24 protein-coding genes are annotated in these 20,477 nt (G+C 70.4%); 13 read left to right on the top strand and 11 right to left on the bottom strand.

Features of this window, described 5'->3' with window-relative positions:
- Positions 1 to 205 precede the first annotated feature (205 nt).
- From NS3_RS12460 to NS3_RS12440, 5 genes are all read left to right on the top strand, one after another.
- Complete coding sequence (locus tag NS3_RS12460) at positions 206 to 1,213, top strand: metal ABC transporter solute-binding protein, Zn/Mn family (protein ID WP_245649585.1); 1,008 nt, start codon at positions 206 to 208, stop codon at positions 1,211 to 1,213.
- Positions 1,214 to 1,285: 72 nt separating this feature from the next.
- A complete protein-coding gene (locus tag NS3_RS12455) occupies positions 1,286 to 2,191 on the top strand; it encodes a metal ABC transporter ATP-binding protein (RefSeq protein ID WP_373865302.1) in 906 nt (301 codons plus the stop codon).
- Positions 2,191 to 3,069: a metal ABC transporter permease gene (locus NS3_RS12450; protein ID WP_157101292.1), complete on the top strand. Its 879-nt coding sequence runs from the start codon at positions 2,191 to 2,193 to the stop codon at positions 3,067 to 3,069. The genes NS3_RS12455 and NS3_RS12450 overlap by 1 nt, the downstream gene beginning before the upstream one ends.
- Before the next feature lie 101 nt (positions 3,070 to 3,170).
- The gene (locus tag NS3_RS12445; RefSeq protein WP_067858858.1) at positions 3,171 to 4,340 is read left to right on the top strand and encodes an acyl-CoA dehydrogenase family protein; all 1,170 of its coding nucleotides are present in this window, start codon (positions 3,171 to 3,173) and stop codon (positions 4,338 to 4,340) included.
- A 50-nt stretch (positions 4,341 to 4,390) separates the two neighbouring features.
- Entirely contained in the window at positions 4,391 to 5,194 is an 804-nt protein-coding gene (locus NS3_RS12440; RefSeq protein WP_067858855.1) for an enoyl-CoA hydratase/isomerase family protein, read from the top strand.
- A 66-nt stretch (positions 5,195 to 5,260) separates the two neighbouring features.
- On the opposite strand, the gene NS3_RS12435 is transcribed toward NS3_RS12440, so the two are convergent.
- The 6 genes from NS3_RS12435 to carD form a co-directional block, all read right to left on the bottom strand.
- Positions 5,261 to 5,533 carry a DUF4190 domain-containing protein gene (locus tag NS3_RS12435; RefSeq protein WP_245649584.1) on the bottom strand — a complete coding sequence of 91 codons (273 nt, stop codon included), beginning with the start codon at positions 5,531 to 5,533 and terminating at the stop codon, positions 5,261 to 5,263.
- A 136-nt stretch (positions 5,534 to 5,669) separates the two neighbouring features.
- Positions 5,670 to 6,644, bottom strand: coding sequence for a 23S rRNA (guanosine(2251)-2'-O)-methyltransferase RlmB (gene rlmB / locus NS3_RS12430; protein ID WP_067858852.1), 975 nt, complete (start codon positions 6,642 to 6,644; stop codon positions 5,670 to 5,672).
- Positions 6,644 to 8,044, bottom strand: coding sequence for a cysteine--tRNA ligase (gene cysS / locus NS3_RS12425; protein WP_067858498.1), 1,401 nt, complete (start codon positions 8,042 to 8,044; stop codon positions 6,644 to 6,646). The genes rlmB and cysS overlap by 1 nt, the downstream gene beginning before the upstream one ends.
- 101 nt (positions 8,045 to 8,145) lie before the next feature.
- Positions 8,146 to 8,613: a 2-C-methyl-D-erythritol 2,4-cyclodiphosphate synthase gene (gene ispF / locus NS3_RS12420; RefSeq protein ID WP_067858494.1), complete on the bottom strand. Its 468-nt coding sequence runs from the start codon at positions 8,611 to 8,613 to the stop codon at positions 8,146 to 8,148.
- Between the two features lie 31 nt (positions 8,614 to 8,644).
- Positions 8,645 to 9,331 carry a 2-C-methyl-D-erythritol 4-phosphate cytidylyltransferase gene (gene ispD, locus NS3_RS12415; protein ID WP_067858491.1) on the bottom strand — a complete coding sequence of 229 codons (687 nt, stop codon included), beginning with the start codon at positions 9,329 to 9,331 and terminating at the stop codon, positions 8,645 to 8,647.
- A gap of 19 nt (positions 9,332 to 9,350) precedes the next feature.
- Complete coding sequence (gene carD, locus NS3_RS12410; protein WP_011206964.1) at positions 9,351 to 9,839, bottom strand: RNA polymerase-binding transcription factor CarD; 489 nt, start codon at positions 9,837 to 9,839, stop codon at positions 9,351 to 9,353.
- 386 nt (positions 9,840 to 10,225) lie between these two features.
- Between carD and NS3_RS12405 the strand changes: the two genes are divergently transcribed.
- On the top strand, positions 10,226 to 10,864 hold the full coding sequence (locus NS3_RS12405; RefSeq protein WP_169811637.1) for a copper chaperone PCu(A)C domain-containing protein: 639 nt from the start codon (positions 10,226 to 10,228) through the stop codon (positions 10,862 to 10,864).
- Between the two features lie 98 nt (positions 10,865 to 10,962).
- Positions 10,963 to 12,357 (top strand): DNA repair protein RadA, encoded by a 1,395-nt coding sequence (radA, locus tag NS3_RS12400; RefSeq protein WP_067858488.1) that lies wholly within the window; start codon positions 10,963 to 10,965, stop codon positions 12,355 to 12,357.
- A 79-nt stretch (positions 12,358 to 12,436) separates the two neighbouring features.
- On the opposite strand, the gene NS3_RS12395 is transcribed toward radA, so the two are convergent.
- The gene (locus NS3_RS12395; RefSeq protein WP_067858485.1) at positions 12,437 to 13,090 is read right to left on the bottom strand and encodes a hypothetical protein; all 654 of its coding nucleotides are present in this window, start codon (positions 13,088 to 13,090) and stop codon (positions 12,437 to 12,439) included.
- Positions 13,091 to 13,213: 123 nt separating this feature from the next.
- Positions 13,214 to 13,837, bottom strand: a complete 624-nt coding sequence (locus NS3_RS12390) for a carbonic anhydrase (protein WP_067858846.1) — start codon at positions 13,835 to 13,837, stop codon at positions 13,214 to 13,216.
- 112 nt (positions 13,838 to 13,949) lie between these two features.
- Between NS3_RS12390 and NS3_RS12385 the strand changes: the two genes are divergently transcribed.
- The gene (locus NS3_RS12385; protein ID WP_084495439.1) at positions 13,950 to 14,861 is read left to right on the top strand and encodes an HhH-GPD family protein; all 912 of its coding nucleotides are present in this window, start codon (positions 13,950 to 13,952) and stop codon (positions 14,859 to 14,861) included.
- 64 nt (positions 14,862 to 14,925) lie between these two features.
- On the opposite strand, the gene NS3_RS12380 is transcribed toward NS3_RS12385, so the two are convergent.
- Positions 14,926 to 15,720: an alpha/beta fold hydrolase gene (locus NS3_RS12380; RefSeq protein WP_067858478.1), complete on the bottom strand. Its 795-nt coding sequence runs from the start codon at positions 15,718 to 15,720 to the stop codon at positions 14,926 to 14,928.
- 35 nt (positions 15,721 to 15,755) lie between these two features.
- On the opposite strand from NS3_RS12380, the gene NS3_RS12375 reads away from it, so the two are divergent.
- The 3 genes from NS3_RS12375 (at position 15,756) to NS3_RS12365 (ending at position 17,310) form a co-directional block, all read left to right on the top strand.
- A complete protein-coding gene (locus NS3_RS12375) occupies positions 15,756 to 16,079 on the top strand; it encodes an antibiotic biosynthesis monooxygenase family protein (protein WP_067858475.1) in 324 nt (107 codons plus the stop codon).
- A 245-nt stretch (positions 16,080 to 16,324) separates the two neighbouring features.
- Positions 16,325 to 16,522, top strand: a complete 198-nt coding sequence (locus NS3_RS12370; RefSeq protein ID WP_067858472.1) for a CbtB domain-containing protein — start codon at positions 16,325 to 16,327, stop codon at positions 16,520 to 16,522.
- Positions 16,513 to 17,310, top strand: coding sequence for a CbtA family protein (locus NS3_RS12365; protein WP_067858469.1), 798 nt, complete (start codon positions 16,513 to 16,515; stop codon positions 17,308 to 17,310). The genes NS3_RS12370 and NS3_RS12365 overlap by 10 nt, the downstream gene beginning before the upstream one ends.
- A 111-nt stretch (positions 17,311 to 17,421) precedes the next feature.
- Here the strand turns inward: NS3_RS12365 and NS3_RS12360 are convergent, their stop codons facing one another.
- Both NS3_RS12360 and NS3_RS12355 read right to left on the bottom strand, forming a co-directional pair.
- A complete protein-coding gene (locus tag NS3_RS12360) occupies positions 17,422 to 17,862 on the bottom strand; it encodes an OsmC family peroxiredoxin (RefSeq protein ID WP_067858841.1) in 441 nt (146 codons plus the stop codon).
- A gap of 188 nt (positions 17,863 to 18,050) precedes the next feature.
- Complete coding sequence (locus NS3_RS12355) at positions 18,051 to 18,503, bottom strand: SRPBCC family protein (protein ID WP_067858467.1); 453 nt, start codon at positions 18,501 to 18,503, stop codon at positions 18,051 to 18,053.
- A 70-nt stretch (positions 18,504 to 18,573) separates the two neighbouring features.
- On the opposite strand from NS3_RS12355, the gene NS3_RS12350 reads away from it, so the two are divergent.
- Together NS3_RS12350 and NS3_RS30565 are read left to right on the top strand one after the other, a co-directional pair.
- Complete coding sequence (locus tag NS3_RS12350; RefSeq protein ID WP_084495437.1) at positions 18,574 to 19,986, top strand: sensor histidine kinase; 1,413 nt, start codon at positions 18,574 to 18,576, stop codon at positions 19,984 to 19,986.
- A gap of 244 nt (positions 19,987 to 20,230) precedes the next feature.
- Positions 20,231 to 20,473: a winged helix-turn-helix transcriptional regulator gene (locus NS3_RS30565; protein ID WP_373865301.1), complete on the top strand. Its 243-nt coding sequence runs from the start codon at positions 20,231 to 20,233 to the stop codon at positions 20,471 to 20,473.
- Positions 20,474 to 20,477: the final 4 nt, after the last annotated feature.

The raw sequence follows: 20,477 nt of genomic DNA, 5'->3' as shown, positions 1-20,477 counted from the left end.
ACTCGTGGTCACGGGGCCGCTCGCGTCGAACGGGTGCCGCGAGCCCACGCGGGTGACCTGAGCCCCGATGTCCCGCGGCCGTAGCCGCCATCGCCGGTGTCCTCGAGCACAACCTGGGCAACCGATCAGGACACGACCAGCCCGGTACGCTATCGTTTATGGTAATCGTTTCCGTTTTTGGCTTGCCGTGAGTGGAGTACCCAGCGTGACGAACAGAATTGCCCGGTTCGCGGGCACGGCGGGCAGCGCCGTGGCCATCGCCGCCCTGACGGTCGCGGGCGCGACCGCCTGCACCACCGGCGAGGCCGATTCCGGCCGGATCAGCGTGGTCACCTCCACGAATGTGTGGGGCGACATCGCCGCCACGGTCGCCGGGCCCGACGCCGAGGTCACCGCGCTGATCTCCGATCCTGCCGCCGACCCGCACTCCTTCGAGGTCACCGCGGTCCAGGCCGCGCAGATCTCCGACGCCGATCTGATCGTCTACAACGGCGGGCACTACGACGAGTTCATCGCCAAGGCCGTCGACGGGAAGAACAAGCCCACCGTCGAGGCCGTCGCCGTCGCCGTCGCCGCCGCCGCCGAGGAGCCGGGTGACACCGCCACGGGCGAGGAACACGGCCACGAAGCCGATCACGCCGACGAACCCGGCCACGGCACCGACCCCGGCCACGGCGGCGAACACGATCACAGCAACGAGCACGTCTGGTACGACACCCATGTCGCGGGCGAGGTCGCCGAGCGGATCGCCGAGTCGCTGGGTGAACTCGATCCCGAGAACGCCGCCGCCTACGCCGAACGCGCCGCCGCCTTCGCCGGTCGTCTGACCGCGGTCGAGGAGATCACCGCCCGGGTCGCCGCCGAGCGTCCGGGACAGCCGGTGCTGCAGACCGAGCCGCTGGCCTCCTACCTGGTGCTGGCCGTGGGCGCGCAGGACCGCACCCCGAGCGAATTCCAGGAAGCGATCGAACAGGGCACCGACCCCGCCCCGGCCGCCGTCGCCGCCGTGCGCGAGCTGATCGCGGGCGCTCAGGTGCGCGCGCTGGTCTACAACGTGCAGACCGAGGACAAGACCACCAAGGACGTCCGGGCCGCCGCCGAGGCCGCGGGCATCCCCGTTGTCGAGGTGACCGAAACCCTGCCCGAGGGCCTGGATTACATTCAGTGGCAGACCCGCAACGCCGAGGCACTGGCCACCGCCCTGTCGCGGTAGTTCCCGGGCCCGCGGCTCACCCGATCCGCCCCATCCTGCCCACAGCATTCCGACTCCGCCCCGGGAGCAGCGCTGACCGAACCGACCGAACCGACCGCCGTACCCGCCGCCGAGCCCGACCGCTCCCGGCGCGATGACGCCGTGCCCGCGATCCGCCTGCGCGGCGCCGGACTCGGCTTCGGTGAACGCACGCTGTGGGACGGCCTGGATCTCGACATCGCCCCCGGTGAGTTCGTCGCGGTGCTCGGCCCGAACGGCAGTGGCAAGACCTCCATGCTCAAGGTGTTGCTGGGACAGCTGGCGTTGAGGGCGGGCACCGCCGAGATCGTCGGCGCTCCCGCCCGGACGGGCAATGCCGACATCGGCTACATCCCACAGCAGAAGACCATCGACGCCGGCGTGCAGTTACGCGGAGTCGATCTGGTCGGGCTCGGGGTCGACGGGCACCGGTGGGGCCTCGGCCTGCGCGGACGCGGCGAACGCAAGCGCAAGGTGGCCGAGGCGGTCGCCGCGGTCGGCGCGCAGCACTACGCGCACGCGCCGCTGGAACTGATGTCCGGCGGCGAGCAGCAACGGTTGCGGGTGGCCCAGGCGCTGGTCGGCGATCCGAAGGTGCTGTTGTGCGACGAGCCGCTGCTGAGCCTGGACATGGCCAATCAGCGGCTGGTCGCCGAGCTCATCGATCGGCGCAGGCGCACCCACGACACCGCGGTCGTGTTCGTCACCCACGAGATCAATCCGATCCTGCCGCTGGTGGATCGGGTGCTGTACCTGGTCAACGGTGAGTTCCGGATCGGTACGCCCGACGAGGTGATGACCTCCGAGGTGCTCTCCGAGCTCTACCGCACCGAGGTCGACGTGCTGCGGGTGCGCGGGCGACTGGTGGTCGTCGGCACCGGGGACACCCTCGACGCGCTCGGCTCGGCGGGCGCCGAGCACTGCCACGCCGAGACCACCCAGAGCGGAGTCCACGCCTGATGGACAAACTCGCCGACGTCCTCGGCTCGATGTTCGATTTCTCCACCACCGTCGACCTGCTCGGCTACGACTTCGTCCAGCAGGCCCTGCTCGCGGCGGCGCTGCTCGGGCTGCTCGCGGGCGCGATCGGACCGCTGATCATCAGCAGGCAGATGTCGTTCGCGGTGCACGGCACCAGCGAGTTGTCACTGACCGGTGCGGCCGCGGCGCTGCTGGCCGGGGTGGGCGTCGGGTTCGGCGCGATCGCCGGCTCGGTGGTGGCGGCGGTGCTGTTCGGCCTGCTCGGTACCAGGGCGCGCGAACGCGATTCGGTGATCGCGGTGGTGCTGTCCTTCGGTCTCGGCCTGTCGGTGCTGTTCCTGTGGCTCGGTCCCGAACGCGCCGGCTCGAAGTTCTCACTGCTGACCGGTCAGGTCGTCAGCGTCGGGTACAGCGGCCTGGCGATGCTCATCGCGGGCACCGTCGTGGTGCTCGCGGTGCTGGCGGCGATCTACCGCCCGCTGCTGTTCGCCAGCACCGATCCGGAGGTCGCGCTCGCGCGCGGGGTGCCGGTGCGGGCGCTGGCGGTGGTCTTCGCGGTATTGCTCGGCGTCACCGCCGCCTTCGGCGTGCAGATCGTGGGCGCACTGCTGGTGCTGGCCATCCTGATCACCCCGGCGGCCGCGGCCGCGCAGCTGACCGCCGATCCGGTACGGGCGACGGTGCTGGCCATCGTCTTCGCCGAACTCGCCGCGGTCGGCGGCATCCTGCTCTCGCTCGCGCCCGGTGTGCCGGTGTCGACCTTCGTCACGACCATCTCGTTCGTGATCTACCTGATCTGCCGCGTGGTCGGCTCCCGGCGAACCTCGGCGCGGCGCGGCCGTCCGGTCGCCGCCTGACACCACACCCGGGGGGGTGAATTGATGGCACTCGCCATCAATAGTCGGTCGGCGGTTTCGTATGCTCGTCACAATCGCCCACCGAACGAATGGTTGCCACCGTGATCGACTTCTCGATTCCGTCCGAACTCGCCGCCGAACGCGACCGCGTCCGCCGATTCGTCATCGACAAGATCGTCCCGTTCGAGCGCGACCCGCGCCTGACCGCGCACGGCCCCACCGACGAGCTGCGCCAGGAACTCGTGGAACTGGCCCGCGCCGAGAAGCTGCTCACCGTGCAGGCGCCGGAGGCCCTCGGCGGTCGCGGCCTGACCCACGTCGAGCAGGCCGTCATCTACGAAGCCGCGGGCTGGTCCACCCTCGGTCCGGTGGCGATGAACTGCGCGGCGCCCGACGAGGGCAACATGTACCTGCTCGGCAAGATCGCGAACTCCGAGCAGATCGACACCTACCTGATGCCGGTGATCAACGGCCACCAGCGTTCGGTCTTCGCGATGACCGAACCCAACGGCGCGGGCTCGGACCCCGGCCAGCTGTCCACCGAGGCGGTGTTCGACGGCGAGAACTTCGTCATCAACGGCCACAAGTGGCTCATCACCGGCGCGAACGGCGCCAAGACCTGGATCATCATGGCGCGCCTGGCCGCCAACCCGCACCTGCCCGAAGGCCCGACGCTGTTCCTGACCGACGGCGACCAGCCCGGCATCGTCATCGAGCGCACCATGAACACCATGGACCGCAACTACGTCCAGGGCCACGGCGTCGTGCGGTTCGACAACCTGACGCTGCCGAAGTCGGCGCTGCTCGGCGAAGCGGGCCAGGCGCTGCGCTACGCCCAGCTGCGGCTGGCCCCGGCGCGCCTGACGCACTGCATGCGCTGGCTGGGCGCGGCCGAGCGCGTGCAGAGCATCGCCATCGACCATGCCAAGACCCGCACCGCCTTCGGCAAGACCATCGGCGAGCACCAAGGCGTGTCGTTCATGCTGGCCGACAACGAGATCGCGCTGCACCAGTGCCGCCTGACCATCTGGCACGCCTGCTGGCTGATGGACCAGGGCGAGAAGGCCCGCCACGAGAGCTCGATGGCCAAGTCCTATGTCTCCGAGGAGCTGTTCAAGGTCGCCGACCGGGCGGTGCAGGTCCTCGGCGGCATCGGCATCAGCGATGAGACCGTGGTGGAGATGATCTTCCGCGACATGCGCGCCTTCCGCCTCTACGACGGTCCGACCGAGGTCCACAAGTACGCTATCGGCCGCAAGATTCTGCGCTGACCGAATTCGGCGCCGGCTTGTTCAGCGACGAATTCGGCTACCATCCCCCCATGAGCTCGGAACTGCTCGTCGATGTCTCAGCGGGCATCGCCGTCCTCACACTCAATCGTCCCGCCCAGCAGAACGCCTTCACTCCCGCCATGGCGGCGGAACTCGGTGCGGCGCTGGCCAGGTGCGATGCCGAGGACGCGATCCGAGCCGTGGTCATCACCGGCACCCCGCCCGCGTTCTGCGCGGGCGCGGACCTGTCGCAGCGCGTGGGCGAGGTCAGCGCGACCATCGAGCCCGCGCCGTGGCGGGTCCGCAAGCCGGTGATCGCGGCCGTCAACGGGCACGCGGTGGGCCTGGGCCTGGCGCTGGCCCTGCAGTGCGACCTGCGCTACCTGGCCCGCGACGCCGTCTACGGCCTCACCCAGGTGCGCCGCGGCGTGATCGCCGACGGCTACGCGCACTGGACGCTGCCGCGCCTGGTCGGCATGGCCAATGCCGCCGACATCATGCTCACCGGTCGCACCTTCGACGGCGAGGAAGCCGTGGCGATGGGCCTGGCCAATGCCTGCCTGGCCGGTGGCGAAGTACTGCCGACCGCGCTGTCGGTGGCCCACGACCTCGCCAACGGTTCCGCGCCGCTGCCGGTGGCGCTGTCCAAGCGGCTGTTGTGGGAGAGCTTGGGCATGAGCCCGGCGATGGTCGGCCGGTTGGAGACCGACCTGAACGAGCACGTCGCGAAGAGCATCGACGGCGGCGAGGCGATGGCGGCCTTCCGGGAGCGGCGTCAGCCCGACTGGAGCGGGCAGGTCAGCGCCGAGTGGCCCACCTGGGACGACAATTCCGAACGTCCGAGCCTGGACTGAGAGAACGCCGGAACCGACACCGCCGGACGAAGACCGGGCGGCTGCGCCCGGTCGGCGGGCCGCCGCTCAGCCTCCGCCGAGCAGCATGAAGCCGAACAGCGCGGCCATGCAGATCATCAGAATCGTGCCGATGACCCCGAGGGTGTAACCGACCACGACCTGCGCGCGGCCGCCGAACCCGCCGCCGGATTCCTCGATCTGGTCGAGCGCACGCTTCCCCAGCGCCCACGCCACCGGACCGAACGCGCCGCAGCAGAGAATGCTCGCCGCGCCGAGGAACAACACCGCCGTAGCGTGCGGATGCTCGACCGGCGAACCGGGTGGCTGATTGGGTATCACCACCCGAATTCTACGGGGCGCGAGCGCATTCGCGCGTCTTTTGCCCCTCCGAGCGTCGGCGCCGGGCACTGCGACCGGGCAACCGGACGGGCATCCTCACCCGCCCGGAAGCCCTTGCGCCGCAAGATTGTTCGGGTCAGCCTCGGCGCTGGCGGGCGATCTCGGCGAGCACCACGCCCGCGGCGACCGAGGCGTTGAGCGACTCGACCGGACCTGCCATCGGGATGCTCAGCACCTCGTCACAGGTCTCGCGGACCAGGCGGGAGAGGCCCTTGCCCTCCGAGCCGACCACGATGACGGTGGGGTCGCTGCCGTCGAGATCGTCGAGCGTGGTGTCGCCACCGGCGTCCAGGCCGATGATCCGCATCCCCTGGTCGGCCCAGTCCTTCAGTGTGCGAGTCAGATTCGTCGCGCGCGCGACCGGCAGCCGAGCCGCCGCGCCTGCGCTGGTACGCCAGGCCACCGCGGTCACGCTGGCGCTGCGCCGCTGCGGGATGACCACGCCGTGCCCGCCGAACGCGGCCACCGAGCGGATCACCGCACCCAGATTGCGCGGATCGGAGATGTTGTCCAGCGCGACCAGCAGGGCGGGCTGGGCGGAGCTGCGCGCCAGCTCGGCCAGATCGTCGGGATGGGCGTAGCGGTAGGGCGGGACCTGCAGCGCCATGCCCTGGTGCAGGCCGTTGGAGCTCAGCCGGTCCAGGTCGGTGCGCGGCACCTCCAGGATCGAGATGCCCGCGTCGGCGGCCGTTTGCACGCTCTCGCTGAGCCGCTCGTCGTTCTCGGCGCCCACCGCGACATACAGCGCCGTCGCGGGCACTCCCGCGCGCAGGCACTCCACCACCGGGTTGCGGCCGAGGACCAATTCGGGACCATCGTCGTGCTTACGACCCGCCGGACGGCCCGTCCCGCCGCGCGAACCCGACCGCGCCGCCGCCTTGGCCGCGGCCGCGGCGCGCTTGGCGGCGGGATGCTTGGTGCGCGCCTCGGCGGGCGGGGTCGCGCCCCGGCCCTCCAGACCGCGCCTGCGCTTGCCGCCGGAGCCGACGACCTGCCCCTTCTTGGTGCCGCCCTTGCGCACCGCGCCGCGTCTCTGCGAATTGCCTGCCATCAGTTCGCCTTTCCACCAGCGCTCAGCGACCATTCCGGGCCGTTCGGGGTATCGGTCACTTCGATGCCTGCGGCCTGCAAGCGGTCGCGCACCGCGTCGGCGGCGGCCCAATCCTTGTCCGCCCGAGCCTGCCGACGACGCTCGAGTTCGGCGCGAATCAGGCTGTCGAGCGCCTGCTCGGCCTCCGAATCGTCCTTCGCGCCCTGCCATTGCGCGTCGAACGGGCACACGCCGAGCACGGACAGCATGCCGCGCACCTGACCGGCCAGCTCGCGCGCGGTGTCGACAGCGCCGGACTCCAGCGCCTTGTTGCCCTCGTGCACCACGCGAAAAACCTCGGCCAGCGCGCGCGGCACCGCGAGATCGTCGTCCATCGCCTCGGCGAAGGCGTCGGTCCACTTGCCGACCGGAATCTCCCCGACCCGGGTGGTGGCCCGGTGCAGGAACGCCTCGATGCGACGGTAGGCGGCGACGGCGTCCTCGAGCGCCTTGTCGGAGTACTCGAGCATGGAGCGGTAGTGGGCGCTGCCGAGGTAGAAGCGCAGTTCCACCGCGCGCACCGTGGTCAGCACGTTCGGCACGGAGAGCACATTGCCCAGGGACTTGGACATCTTCTCCCCGCCCATGGTCACCCAGCCGTTGTGCAGCCAGTAGCGGGCGAAACCGTCACCGGCGGCCTTGGACTGGGCGATCTCGTTCTCGTGGTGCGGGAACACCAGATCCAAGCCGCCGCAATGGATGTCGAACTCGGGGCCGAGATAGAACCCGGCCATCGCCGAGCACTCCAGGTGCCAGCCCGGACGACCGGGCCCCCACGGCGATGGCCAGTTCGGCTCACCGGGCTTGGCGGCCTTCCACAACGTGAAGTCGCGCGGGTCGCGCTTGCCCTCGCCCGCGCTCTCGCCCTGGTGGACGTCGTCGAGTTTGTGCCCGGACAGCGAGCCGTACTCCGGGTAGCTCCGCACGTCGAAGTAGACGTTGCCCGCGGAGGCGTAGGCGTGCCCGCGATCGATCAGGCGCTGCATGAGTTCGACCATCTGGGTGATGTGGCCGGTGGCGCGCGGTTCGGCCGAGGGCGGCTGCACACCGAGCAGGTCGTAGGCGCGGTCGAAGGCCCGCTCGTAGGTGGCGGTCCACTCCCACCAGGGGCGGCCCGCCTCGGCGGCCTTGTTGAGGATCTTGTCGTCGATGTCGGTGACGTTGCGGATGAACCAGACGTCGTAGTCGTGTGCCTGCAACCACCGTCGCAGCACGTCGAAGGCGACGCCGGAACGCACATGACCGATATGGGGTTCGCCCTGCACGGTGGCGCCACACAAGTACACCGAAGCGCGGCCGGGAACCAGCGGCGCGAATTCGCGCATGGTTCGGCTTTCGGTGTCAAAGAGGCGCAGTGTCACGGGGGTCGATCCTAGTCGGTGGTAGCGGGGTGTTCGTGCCCCGGTTCGACCCGACGCGTCAGCGGTGCTATATGCCCCTCACCGGAGGGGCCGTCCGCGCCTCAGGCCCGCGGCCGGATCAGCGCTGTGGCGACGGCCGCGACACCCTCGCCGCGGCCGGTCAGGCCGAGCCCGTCGGTCGTGGTGCCCGACACCGAGACGGGAGCGCCGAGCAACTCGCCGAGCACCTGCTGGGCCTCGGCGCGACGAGGCCCGATCTTGGGCCGGTTGCCGATCACCTGCACCGCGGCATTGCCGATGTCGAACCCCGCCTCGGCGAGCAGCCTGCGCACTTCGGTGAGCATGGTCGCCCCGGAGACGCCCGCCCATTCCGGACGGCCGGTGCCGAAGACCGCGCCCACATCGCCGAGACCGGCGGCCGAGAGCAGCGCGTCGCACAGGGCGTGCGCGGCCACGTCACCGTCGGAGTGCCCGGCGCAGCCGTCGGCGTCCTCGAACAACAGCCCGGCCATCCAGCACGGTCTGCCCGGCTCGATCGGGTGCACGTCGCTGCCGATTCCCACTCGCATGCTCAGACCGTCTCACATCGCGGAGAGCCGGTCATACGCGGTGGGAGATCAGCGTCTCGGCCAGCCGCAGGTCCAGCGGGGTGGTGATCTTGAAGGCCAGCGCATCCCCGGGCACGGTGCGCACCGCGACGCCGAGGCGTTCCACCAGACCGGCGTCGTCGGTCGCGGGCACATCGGCCGCGTAGGCCGTGCGCAGCAGATCGGCGGCGAAGCCCTGAGGTGTCTGGACGGCGCGCAGCGACGCCCGATCGGGAGTGCCGGTGACCACGCCGTCGGCATCCACGGATTTGATGGTGTCGACCACCGGGAGCACCGGAATCACGGCGCGGTGGCCTGCCCGCAATTCGCCGACGATTCGCCCGATGAGGTCGGGCGGTGTCAGCGCGCGGGCGGCGTCGTGCACCAGGAAATATCCGGCATCCGGCGCGTCGGCGAGCCCGGCGCGCACCGAATCGGTGCGCTCGGCGCCGCCGATCACGACCCGCACGGCATCCGAGGACGGCAGCAGGGCGACTGCGCGCTCGGAGAATTCGGCGGGAACCATCACGACTATGCGGTCGACCACCCCGGAGGCCAGCAGGCCGTCCACGGCGAGTCGGACCATGGGCGTGCCGCCGACCGGGACGAACGCCTTGGGAGATTCCTCTCCCAGGCGGACGCCGCGGCCGGCGGCAGGCACCAAGGCAACGACGGCAGCGTCGCTGTCGGTGTTGTTCATCGATCGATCGGCGGTGGCGTCAGGACGCCGCGGCGAGGACCTCGTCGAGCAGGGTCTCGGCCTTGCCGTCGTCGGTGCCCTCGGCGAGCGCGAGTTCACCCACCAGGATCTGCCGGGCCTTGGCCAGCATGCGCTTCTCACCAGCGGAAAGACCGCGGTCCTGCTCACGACGCCACAGGTCGCGAACGACCTCGGCCACCTTGTTCACATCGCCGGAGGCGAGCTTCTCCAGGTTGGCCTTGTAGCGACGGGACCAGTTGGTCGGCTCCTCGGTGTGCGGCGCGCGTAGCACCTGGAAGACCCGATCGAGACCCTCCTGGCCCACGACGTCGCGGACGCCGACGTATTCGGCATTTTCCGCGGGAACGCGTACGGTCAGATCGCCCTGGGCGACCTTGAGGACCAGATACTCTTTTTGCTCACCCTTGATGGTGCGAGTCTCGATTGCTTCGATCAGCGCCGCTCCGTGGTGGGGGTAAACGACGGTGTCTCCGACCTTAAAAATCATGTGTCCCGTGCCCCTTTCGATGTTCACAGTTTAACATGCGACTCGATAACGGCGCGATCAACTGTGCAGGTCAGGGCCACAACGAGGACTCCGCGGGGGTTGACAGAACCTGCGCGGTGTGCATCACGTTGTGCCAGAAGGAGTTATCGCCGGGCACCACCAGTGCCGCCCCGCGGCCGCCCCCACGGCGGTCACGGCGCAAACCCGCACGCCCGGCCCAACCGTTATCCAACGGATGCCCGCACCACCCCGTGTCGGCGGACCCGTGTGCCGACAGTCCCCCGCGTGTCGACCACCCGCCAGCGTCGGCGTGGGACTCGACTACTACGCTGCCTAGTTACTACTCTCCGTAGCGGAGTGTGCCCGGTCGACATGGAGGACAAGCCGTGACTGCCCTGAACTCACGTCTGATGGTGACGGTGGCCGCATTCGCCGCAGGCGCCGCACTCGCGCTGTCCGGCTGCAGCGCGGGTCAGATCTCGCAGACCGCCAACCAGGCGGCGGCCATCAACGGCAACCACGCCGACGTCGAGGACATCTCACTGCGCAATGTCCACATCGTGTACCCCGGCGAGGGCTACACCAATGTGGCGGGCGGCAAGGCGCTGCTGGCCCTGTCCATCGTGAACAACAGCGGCGAGACCCCCGACGAGCTGACCAGCGTCACCACCGACCTCGGCAAGGTGACCATCACCCCGGCCGCCGGTGAGAAGACCCTGAAGATCGGCCCGCAGGAGATCGTCACCTCCGGCCCCGCGGGCAGCACCACCGCCGCGGGCGACCAGGGCGGCGAGGCGAGCCCCGCGGAGCAGGGCTCCGACGGTCAGGACGCCGCGGCGCCCGCCAAGATCGAGATCACCGGCCTGACCCGCGACATCTCCCCCGGCCTGACCTACACCGTCTCCTTCAACTTCAAGGAGAACGGCACCGTGCAGATCGAGGTCCCCGTCGACGCGGGCCTGGAGGCCGAGCGCCAGGAGTCGCCGCTGTCCGGTCCTGCCCCCGAGGGCGCGGGCGGCCACTGAGCGGCTGTTCCCACCCGGGAACACGAACCACGAGAAAGGCTGTCGCGCGGTGCGGCAGCCTTTCTCGTTCTGTCGGCACCGCTGCGTAAGGTGCCGGTGTGGCAAAGACCAAGGCGATCTTCCGGTGCTCGGCCTGTGCGCACGAGGTGGCCAAATGGGTGGGCAAATGCCCGGACTGCGGCGCCTGGGGCACGGTGGACGAGGTGGCGGCGGTCGCTGTGGGTGCGGCGTCCAGGGGAGCCCCGGGCAGGCGCGCGATGCTGCCCAGCACCGCGGCCGCGCCGCTGTCGGCCATCGACTCCCAGATCACCAAGGCCCGCCCGAGCGGGGTGTCCGAACTCGATCGAGTGCTCGGCGGCGGGGTGGTGGCGGGTTCGGTCGTGCTGCTCTCCGGCGAGCCGGGGGTGGGCAAGTCGACCCTGCTGCTCGAGGTGGCCCATCAGTGGGCGCGCAGGCCGGGCGAGAAGGCCCTCTACGTCACCGCCGAAGAATCGGCGGGGCAGGTCAGACTGCGGGCCGACCGCACCGGGGCGGTGCACGAGCGGGTCTATCTGGCGGCCGAGTCGGATCTGTCGATCGTGCTCGGCCACGTCGAGCAGGTGCGCCCGAGCCTGCTGGTGGTCGACTCGGTGCAGACCATGCTCGCGCCCGAGGCCGACGGCGTGATCGGCGGCGTCACCCAGGTCCGCGCGGTGACCGCGGCGCTGACCTCGCTGGCCAAGGCGAGCGGGATCGCGGTGCTGCTGGTCGGGCACGTCACCAAGGACGGCAATGTGGCGGGCCCGCGCACGCTCGAGCACCTGGTGGACGTGGTGCTGCAGTTCGAGGGCGACAAGAATTCCACGCTGCGCATGGTGCGCGGCATCAAGAACCGGTTCGGCAGCGCCGACGAGGTGGGCTGCTTCGAGTTGCACGAGGACGGCATCGCCTGCGTCGACGACCCGTCCGGACTGTTCCTGCACCACCGGACCGACCCGGTCTCCGGCACCGCGGTGACCGTGGCGATGGACGGCAAGCGGCCGCTGGTGGGCGAGGTGCAGGGACTGACGGTCAAGACCGAGATCCCCGCGCCCCGCCGCGCGGTCAGCGGGCTGGACTACAACCGGGTCGCGATGGTGCTGGCCGTGCTGCAGAGCCGGGGACGGGTGTTCCTGGGCAAGCACGACGTATACGCCGCCACGGTGGGCGGTATGCGGCTGGTCGAGCCTTCCGCCGACCTGGCCATCGCGCTGGCCATCGCCAGCGCCGAATGCGATACCGCGCTGCCTTCGGGCTGGGTGATCCTCGGGGAGGTCGGCCTGGCCGGCGAGGTGCGCAAGGTGACCGGGGTGGCGCGCAGGCTCGCCGAGGCCCAGCGCCTCGGGTTCACCACCGCGCTGGTGCCGCCGGGGTCGGAACAGGTGAAGGTCAAGGGGATTCGCATCCACGAGGTCGGCGACGTGCGCTCGGCCCTGCGCATCGCGGGCCTGCGCGGACGCAGGTCCGAGGGGTGAGACCGAACCCGGACGAATCGGCGCAGACCGTGTCGGCTCGAGCGGGTCGGCTCGAGCGGGTCGGCTCGAGCGGGTCGGCTCAAGCGATGTTGAACGGTTCGGCCGTGCTGCGCACCGAACCCAGCTGGGCCACGACCGTGTAGGCGCCCGGCGGGACCGGCACGCGCTCCCCCGCGCACTCCGGCTGGGAGGTGGAACCGGACCAGGTGACCTGGAAGGCGGCTTGCTCGCCGCGGTCCAGGGTGCGGGTGTCCGGTTTTCCTTCCGGGTAGCAGTCGGTGCTCGTCCAGAGCCTGCGGCTGCCGTCGAGGGTCTGCACCGAGATCTGCTGCGCGGCGGAACCGAAGTCGCGCGAGCACGGCTCGGCGGAGATGTTGGTGATGACGATTCCGAACACCGGCTTCTCGCCGACGCGGTAGGTCGGCTGGGCCACGGTCACCTTGACCGCGAGCGACTGGTCGGGGCACTGGGCTCGCGCGGGCTGCGCCGTATCGGAGGACGAGAGTTCGGCGGCACCGGCCGCGGCGCTCCCGGAAGGCTCGACCTTGCCGTCACCGGCCGGTGCGGCGACAGTGGTCGACGTGGCCTGCGCACCGCCGGCGGAATCGCCGCCACGCGCGACCATCAGCACGATCCAGATCAGTAGCGCGAGCACCACGACGAGAACCCCGACGGCGAAAACACGACGACGCCAGTAGATCTCCGGAGGCAGCGGTCCAGTCGGTTCCAGCACGCTTCAAACTTACGGCCACCGAGCGGCGCGTGGTCTCATGACCTCGGCGTGTCGGACCCGGCCGGGGCAGGCACGCGACGTCCGGGCCGCCGTCGAGCTGCTGTTATGTCGCCTCTGCCTGGTTCAGGCCACTTCCCCGATGTTGCCGACGACACGTTGCAGCTGGATCTTGCCCTCGGCCAGTTTGTAGGTGACCGCGGCGATGGCCAGTTCGCCGGTGGCGACCTTGCTGGAGATGATCATGGAGCGCTGCATGAGCAGGCGCGAGGTCTCGACCACGTGCCTGGCCTCCATCTCGTCGACGCTGGACAGACCTTCGCGACGGCCGAGGAGGATGGACGGGGTGACCCGCTCGACGATGCTGCGGATGAAGCCGCCGGGCACCTCGCCGCCGTCGAGGGCGTCGAGGGTGGCTTTGACCGCACCGCAGCTGTCGTGTCCGAGGACCACGATCAGCGGCACGTCCAGCACTTCCACGCCGTACTCGATGGAGCCGAGTACCGAGCTGTCGATGACGTGGCCCGCCGTGCGCACCACGAACATGTCGCCGAGGCCCTGGTCGAAGATGAGCTCGGCGGCGACCCGCGAATCACCGCAGCCGAAGAGAATGGCCTTGGGTTGTTGCCCCGCCGCGAGCCTGGCCCGGTCGACCAGCCCCTGACTAGGATGCAGCACGTCGCCGCTGACGAATCGCTCGTTACCCTCGCGAAGAGACTTCCAAGCGCTTAACGGATTCGAGTCAGGCATACCGATCATTGTGCCTGGCATGACCGCTACCAGCGAGTCACTTCGGTTACGGGTGGGCAAACTAGGACTGTCACAGCGGCGGTCGAGACGGTGAGGACGGGTGCGGGGCGGCGTGGATCGACGGAACGGAACAGCGGGTGCCGAGACGAGCAGCATTCCCGCGGACATCCTACTCACCTGGTACGGCGAAACCGCTCGTGACCTGCCCTGGCGACGCCCCGGCGTGACCGCGTGGCAGATTCTGATGAGCGAGATCATGCTCCAGCAGACCCCGGTGGTGCGGGTCGAGCCGATCTGGCTGGAGTGGGTCAGGCGCTGGCCTGCGCCCTCGGCGATGGCGGCCAGTACGCAGGCCGAGGTTCTGCGCGCGTGGGGCAAGCTCGGATACCCGCGCCGGGCGCTGCGCCTGCACGAATGCGCGCGAGTGCTCGCCGAGCGGCACGGTGACGAGGTACCCGCCGAGGTCGAGGTGCTGCTCGGGCTGCCCGGCATCGGCGACTACACAGCCCGCGCGGTGGCCTGCTTCGCCTATGGACAGCGGGTGCCGGTGGTCGACACCAATGTCCGGCGTGTGGTGGCGCGGGCGGTACACGGCCGAGCCGAGGCGGGTAACGCGGCCGCGCGCGATCTGGTCGAGACCGAGGCGCTGCTGCCGCTCGCCGTCGAACCCGCCGCCCGCTTCTCCGCCGCGCTGATGGAATTGGGGGCGACCGTCTGCACGGCCCGCAGCCCGGAGTGTTCGCGCTGCCCGCTGCCGCGCTGCGCCTGGGTCGAGGCCGGTCGGCCCGCCTCGCAGGTGGTGCGCCGGACCCAGAAGTACGAGGGCACCGACCGGCAGGCCAGGGGCAGGCTGCTGGACGTGCTGCGCGATGCCGCGGGCCCGGTCGAGCGGGTCCGGCTGGATCTGGCCTGGACCCGCGATCCCGGTCAGCGCGATCGAGCGCTGGACTCGCTGCTGGTCGACGGGCTCGTCGAGCAGACCGGCGACGGGTTGTTCGCACTGGCGGGCGAGGGCGAGCGCTGAGCGACGGGCGGCGAGTTCAGCGGCCGGCGAGTTCAGCAATCGGCGAGTTCAGCAGTCGGCGAGTTCAGCAGTCGGCGAGGACGCGGCCGAGGAACCGCTCGACCTCGGACCGGTAGCGCCGCGGCTGTTCGTCGTGCACCAGGTGTCCCGCGCCCTCGACCCACACGTACTCGGCGTGCGGGTTGACCTCGGCCATCGCACGCATCTGTCCCGGCACGGTGATGGTGTGCTCGCCCTCGATCAGCAGGGTGGGCACCCGCACCGACTTCCATTCGTCCCAGAAATGGCGGCGGCCCCATTCCTCGGAGATCTCGCGGAAGGTGGCAACGGACCCGTGCAGGCGGTAGCCGTCCGCGCCGTGCTGGAAGGAGCGCAGGAAGTAGCGGCCCGCGACCTCGCCGAAGTAGTCGAGCACGGCCGCGGCGTCGGGGAACGGCTGCGGCCAGGCCTCGATCATGGCCGCCCAGTTCGCGGCGGTGCGACCGGTGAAGTCGGGGCCGATGTCCTCCACGACCAGCGCGCGCACCCGCTCGGGATATCGCGCGGCGAAGACCCAGCCGTGCAGCGCCCCCATCGAGTGCCCGATCACCACCATCGGCTCGGTGATGTCGGCGGTGGACTCGGCGAGGTCGGCGACGAACGCCTCGGTGGCCGGTTCGGCCGGGGCAGGCCTGCCGTGACCGGCGGCGTCGAAGGTGCGCACGTGGCCGTGGTCGCGCAACCACCGCAGGTGGCCGGACCAGGTGCCCGCGCTGCCCATCAGGCCGTGCAGCAGCAGGATCGGCGCGCCCGTGCCGCCTTCGTCGTGAACCGGCCCGACGCGGTGCGCCCGCTCGGCCGTCTTCGCCTCTGTCACCATCGACTCGATTGTGCCCCGGCCGTATTGTCGACGGTATGGCTGTTGTGAAGATCAATGCGATCGAGGTCCCCGAGGGCGCGGGCCCCGAGCTGGAGAAGCGGTTCGCGGGCCGCGCGCACGCGGTGGAGAATTCCCCGGGCTTCCTCGGGTTCCAGCTGCTGCGTCCGGTCGCCGGTGACAACCGCTACTTCGTTGTCACGCAGTGGGATTCGGAAGAGTCCTTCGCCGCGTGGCGCGACGGTCCGGCCCGGACCGCGCACGCGGGCAGCGGCGACAAGAAGCCGGTCTCCACGGGCGCCTCGCTGCTCGAGTTCGAGGTCGTGCTCGACGTGCCCGCGAAGGCCGCCGCGAGCGAATGAGCGATATCCGTGGGTCTGCGCCGTCAGCACCGTATTGACGGCGTACAACCACGGATGTCACAGTTCGAGGTGACCAAGCGAGGGTGAGCGGTAATCCGGTGGGAATCCGGAGCGGTCGCGCCACTGTATTCGACGTGCCGAGTCCGTCTCCGCCCACCGGCGGGGCTTCTCGGGGCGGCGAGAGCCAGACACCAACACCGTCGCACAACCCCCTTAACGGGACGCAGATCCCTCAGGAGGACTCGATGGCCATCGCGCACATCCCCGCCACCAAGGCGACCGATTCGGTCGCGACCGTGCTCGTCACGGTCGGTGTCGTTCTTCTCGCACTGCTCACCCTCTACCTGGTCGGCTTCGATCAGGGCGCGATCTCGCGCGGCGGGATGTTCCTGCACGAGCTGATGCACGACGGACGGCATCTGCTGGGCGTCCCGTGCCACTGACGGGATCACTGAAAACCCTGTTGTTGCGTGGTCTGCTGGCCGGTGTGATCGCCGGTCTGCTGGCCGCCACGGTCGGCCACTTCGTCGGTGAACCCCATGTCGATGCCGCGATCGCGCTCGAAGAGGCGATGGCGGCATCGGAAGCGGCCGCCGACGGCCACGCCCACGGCGACGCCGGGCACTCCCACGGTGACGCCGCCGGGCACTCCCACGGTGACGATGCGGCGGTGAGCCGCACCGGCCAGAAGTTCGGTCAGTTCCTGGCGCTCGGCCTCTACGGGCTGGCGCTCGGGGCCATCTTCGGCGCGGTGGCGCACTACGCGCGCCGCTTCACCTCGCTGTCGGGTCCCGCGCTGGGGCTGCTCCTCGGTGTCGGCGGCTGGGCCGCGGTCGCCGCGGTGCCGTTCTTCAAGTATCCGGCGAACCCACCCGCGGTGGGCGATCCGGACACCATCAACGACCGCACCCTGCTGTGGGTAGCGGTCGTGCTGCTCGGCATCGCCGCGGTCGGGGCAGGCCTGTATGTGTTCAAGGTGCTGGCCGGGCAGCTGTCGACGGTCCGGTTGATCGGCGGCGTGCTCGCGTTCGTGGCCGTGACGGCCGTCGGCTACGTGCTGCTGCCGGGTGTGGACGAGGTACCCGCGGACTTCCCGCCGAGCCTGCTGTGGCAGTTCCGGGTGTCCTCGCTCGCGGTGTCGGCCACGCTGTGGGCGGCGCTGGGGCTCGGATTCGCGGCGCTCACCGACATCGCGGGCCGTACGCGGACTCCGGAACCGGCTGTCGCGTAGAGCCGAGAAAGGGGCAGTGCGGGTCGGCCGACCCGCACTGCCCCTTTCTCGTTTCACCACTCGATCCGGTACGGCCGTGCTCGTGGCCCGGCCGCCGGCTGTCTCGTCGGCTCAGGCGAGCGCCGCGTCGAGGCTGATCTCGTCGACGCCCGCCAGCGCCTTGGATACCGGGCAACCGGCCTTTGCGGCCTCGGCGGCGGCCAGGAAGCCGACGGCATCCAGGTCCTGCACCCGGCCGCGCACGGTCAGCTTGACGCCGCTGATGCGGAAGCCGCCCGCCGGGTCGGGGGCGAGGGTGACATCGGCGGTCACGTCCAGGCTCTCCGGAGTGCCGCCGTCGGCGGCGATCTGCGCCGAGAGCGCCATGGCGTAGCAGGACGAGTGCGCGGCGGCGATCAGTTCCTCGGGGCTGGTGGTCCCGTCGGCGTTGTCGGCGGCGCGCTTCGGGAACGACACGTCGTACTTGCCGACACCGGAGCTGGCGAGCTCCACCTGCCCGGAACCGTCCTGCAGACCACCGGACCAAGCGGTACGCGCGGTACGTGTTGGCATCATTGTCCTTTCACGATGAGACCGAATTGCTGTTGGGGCCGAACTCCTGCACGGTCGAACCTACTCGCGTGCCGGATCGTGCGGGCCGCTTCGCGACGGTCCCCTCCGGCCCGACGGTTCCCGCCCCGCCCGACCTTCCAGGCCCGGCGCGACAGGCCGACTCCGGGCGGGTGCTCACATGACCGGGCTCAACCGACCGCGGCCGCGGTGCGCTCCTCGAGCTGCTCGAGCATCCTCGGCCAGACCTGCTCGTGCAGATCGCGGACCGCGGCGCTGGCGAATCCACTGTGGCGCAAGCGCAATCTGATGCCGCGCGGCTGCTTCACCAGCTCGACGCGCACCACGGTCTCCGCCCCCTCGGTGGCGGCGGTCACCCAGGTGAACTCGACCGCGCGCGAAGGGACCAGACGCAGGAAGCGGCCGTAGTGCGGATTGCGCTTGCCCTCGAATTCGGTCTCGAAATAGAACGGTTCACCGACTTCGGGCCGCATTCGCACCGAATCCGGCGCCGCCAGCCAGATATCGAAACCGCGCGTGAGTGCGGCATAGACCAGCGCGGTGGGCGCGGTCATCACCCGCTCCACGGACAGTTCGTGCGGGCGGGCGGACAGATCGGGAAGGCGAGTGGACTGGTCGACCATGCCCGGACCTTACCCGCCGAAATCACCGCATGACCGGAGCCTCGGCGGCATGGCCGAATAGGCTGCAGGGGTGACAGTGCCAGCCATAGCGAATCGGGACTCGATCGTGCGCGACTGCGCCATCGCGCTCATCGTGGCGATGATCCAGGTCGCGGGGGGTCGGGCGGCGAATGTGGGGCAGTCTGGGGTGCGTTCGCTGGACGTGCTCGGCTGCGTGCTGCTGCTGGCCGGACCGATCGCCCTGGCTCTGCGCCAGGTCGAACCCCTGGCCGTGCTGGTGGTGACGCTGGCGGCCTGCGGGATCTACCTCGCGCTGGACTACGGCTACGGCCCGGTCTTCCTCTCCCCCGTGATCGCCTTCCTCACCGCCGCGGTCAACGGGTCGCGGTGGTGGACATACCCTTTCGCGCCCGTGAGCTTCCTGCTGTTCGCCTGGCCGCTGCCCGCGCTGCTGGGGCGGCCGGTGAGCGGCTGGATGGCGCTGGCCGTGCTGGGCTGGCTGGTGGTCGTGGTCGGCGCGGCGGAGGCGCTGCGGGTGCGCAAGCTCATCGCGCAATTGCGGGAGCGACGTTTCGACGCGGCCAGGCGGGCCGAGCACGCCCAGCGCGAGCGGTTCGCCTGTGAGGAGCGGCTGCAGTCGGCGCGCGAACTGCACGACGTTCTCGCGCACAGCCTTTCGCTGATCAACGTGCAGTCCTCGGTGGCGCTGGAATTGTTCGAGCGCAAGCCGATGCAGGCTCGGTCGGCGCTGGCAGCGATCAAGAAGGCGAGCAAGGATTCGCTCGACGAGGTGCACGCCATGCTGCCGACCATCCGGCGCGGCCTGGTCTCCGGCCCCCTGGCCGACGACAAGACCGCCGATCCGGATCGCCCGCGCCGCAGCGGAAAACGCGGCGGCGTCAGCGGTCGGCTCGGGATGCCGCCGCCCTCCGCCCGCGCCGATCGCGACGGCGGCCACACCACCCGCAGCGCACCGGCCGAACCCGCGCCCCCTCCCCCGCCGCGCCCGCCGGAGCCGAGCATCGCCGATCTGGACTCGGTGGTGCGCCGGGCCCGCTCCACCGGCCTGGCGGTGCAGATCAAGGTCGTGGGCACTCCGGTCACCCTGCCCGAGGACATCGACGCCGCGGCCGCCCGCATCGTGCAGGAATCACTGACCAATGTCATCCGGCACGCGGCGGGCGCGACCGCCACGGTCAGCGTGCGCTACACCGCCGAGTCGATCGACCTCACCATCGACAACAGTCGCCCGCTGGGCACCCAAACCCGTTCTCCCGGTGGCCGGAACGGCATCATCGCGATGCGTGAGCGCGCCCACGCCCTCGGCGGCGCGCTGACCGCGGGCCCCCGGCCCAGCGGCGGCTACCGTGTCGCGGCGAGGCTGCCGATCCGTCCCGCCACCGCGACACCCACGCTGAAGGCGGTCGAAGACCGGTCCGCGGACCAGAAACCGGCTGCCGCCGACGCGAGCGCGCCGGAGTAGCCGTTCCGAGCGGTCACGCGGGGGCTCCGTGCGGCGACTCCGCTCGGGTGATCGCCACCGTAGATCCGCCGTTGCGCACCGATCGGTGCGCAACGGGAGGGGGATCATCGAGACATGATCGGCTTCGACTCCGTACCGCTCCTGGCGGTCGACTGCCCCGTACGGGCTGCCACCGACCTGTTCACCCACCGCTGGGATCCTGTGGTGATCGCCGCCCTGAACGAAGGTCCGCTGCGCCGACGCGCTGCGCGCGACCATCGGCCCGGTCAGCGACAAGGCGCTCACCGAAGCCCTGCAGCGGCTGCTCGCCAATGGTCTGATCGCCAGGGAGCGCCGCCGCACGGCGCCGCCGCACGTCGAATACGCGCTCACCGCACTGGGTTCCAGTCTGATGAACGGACCGATGCGCGCGCTCGCCGACTGGATCGTGGAGCACGGCGACGAGTTGCTCGCCGCCCAGGAAAGCGCCGTGTCGCAACCCGCGTAGCAGG

Origin of the sequence: Nocardia shimofusensis NBRC 100134 (assembly GCF_001613125.1) — a bacterium.
Taxonomy (GTDB): domain Bacteria; phylum Actinomycetota; class Actinomycetes; order Mycobacteriales; family Mycobacteriaceae; genus Nocardia; species Nocardia shimofusensis.
This window is presented reverse-complemented; position numbering and strand designations above follow the sequence as displayed.

Bases quoted from the DNA above. Each gene is read 5' to 3' on its own strand.
- NS3_RS12450 (WP_157101292.1), top strand. From the start codon at position 2,191: ATGGACAAACTCGCCGACGTCCTCGGCTCGATGTTCGATTTCTCCACC.
- NS3_RS12440 (WP_067858855.1), top strand. From the start codon at position 4,391: ATGAGCTCGGAACTGCTCGTCGATGTCTCAGCGGGCATCGCCGTCCTC.
- rlmB (WP_067858852.1), bottom strand. From the start codon at position 6,644: ATGGCAGGCAATTCGCAGAGACGCGGCGCGGTGCGCAAGGGCGGCACC.
- ispF (WP_067858494.1), bottom strand. From the start codon at position 8,613: ATGCGAGTGGGAATCGGCAGCGACGTGCACCCGATCGAGCCGGGCAGA.
- ispD (WP_067858491.1), bottom strand. From the start codon at position 9,331: ATGAACAACACCGACAGCGACGCTGCCGTCGTTGCCTTGGTGCCTGCC.
- carD (WP_011206964.1), bottom strand. From the start codon at position 9,839: ATGATTTTTAAGGTCGGAGACACCGTCGTTTACCCCCACCACGGAGCG.
- NS3_RS12390 (WP_067858846.1), bottom strand. From the start codon at position 13,837: ATGCCTGACTCGAATCCGTTAAGCGCTTGGAAGTCTCTTCGCGAGGGT.
- NS3_RS12380 (WP_067858478.1), bottom strand. From the start codon at position 15,720: ATGGTGACAGAGGCGAAGACGGCCGAGCGGGCGCACCGCGTCGGGCCG.
- NS3_RS12375 (WP_067858475.1), top strand. From the start codon at position 15,756: ATGGCTGTTGTGAAGATCAATGCGATCGAGGTCCCCGAGGGCGCGGGC.
- NS3_RS12370 (WP_067858472.1), top strand. From the start codon at position 16,325: ATGGCCATCGCGCACATCCCCGCCACCAAGGCGACCGATTCGGTCGCG.
- NS3_RS12360 (WP_067858841.1), bottom strand. From the start codon at position 17,862: ATGCCAACACGTACCGCGCGTACCGCTTGGTCCGGTGGTCTGCAGGAC.
- NS3_RS12355 (WP_067858467.1), bottom strand. From the start codon at position 18,503: ATGGTCGACCAGTCCACTCGCCTTCCCGATCTGTCCGCCCGCCCGCAC.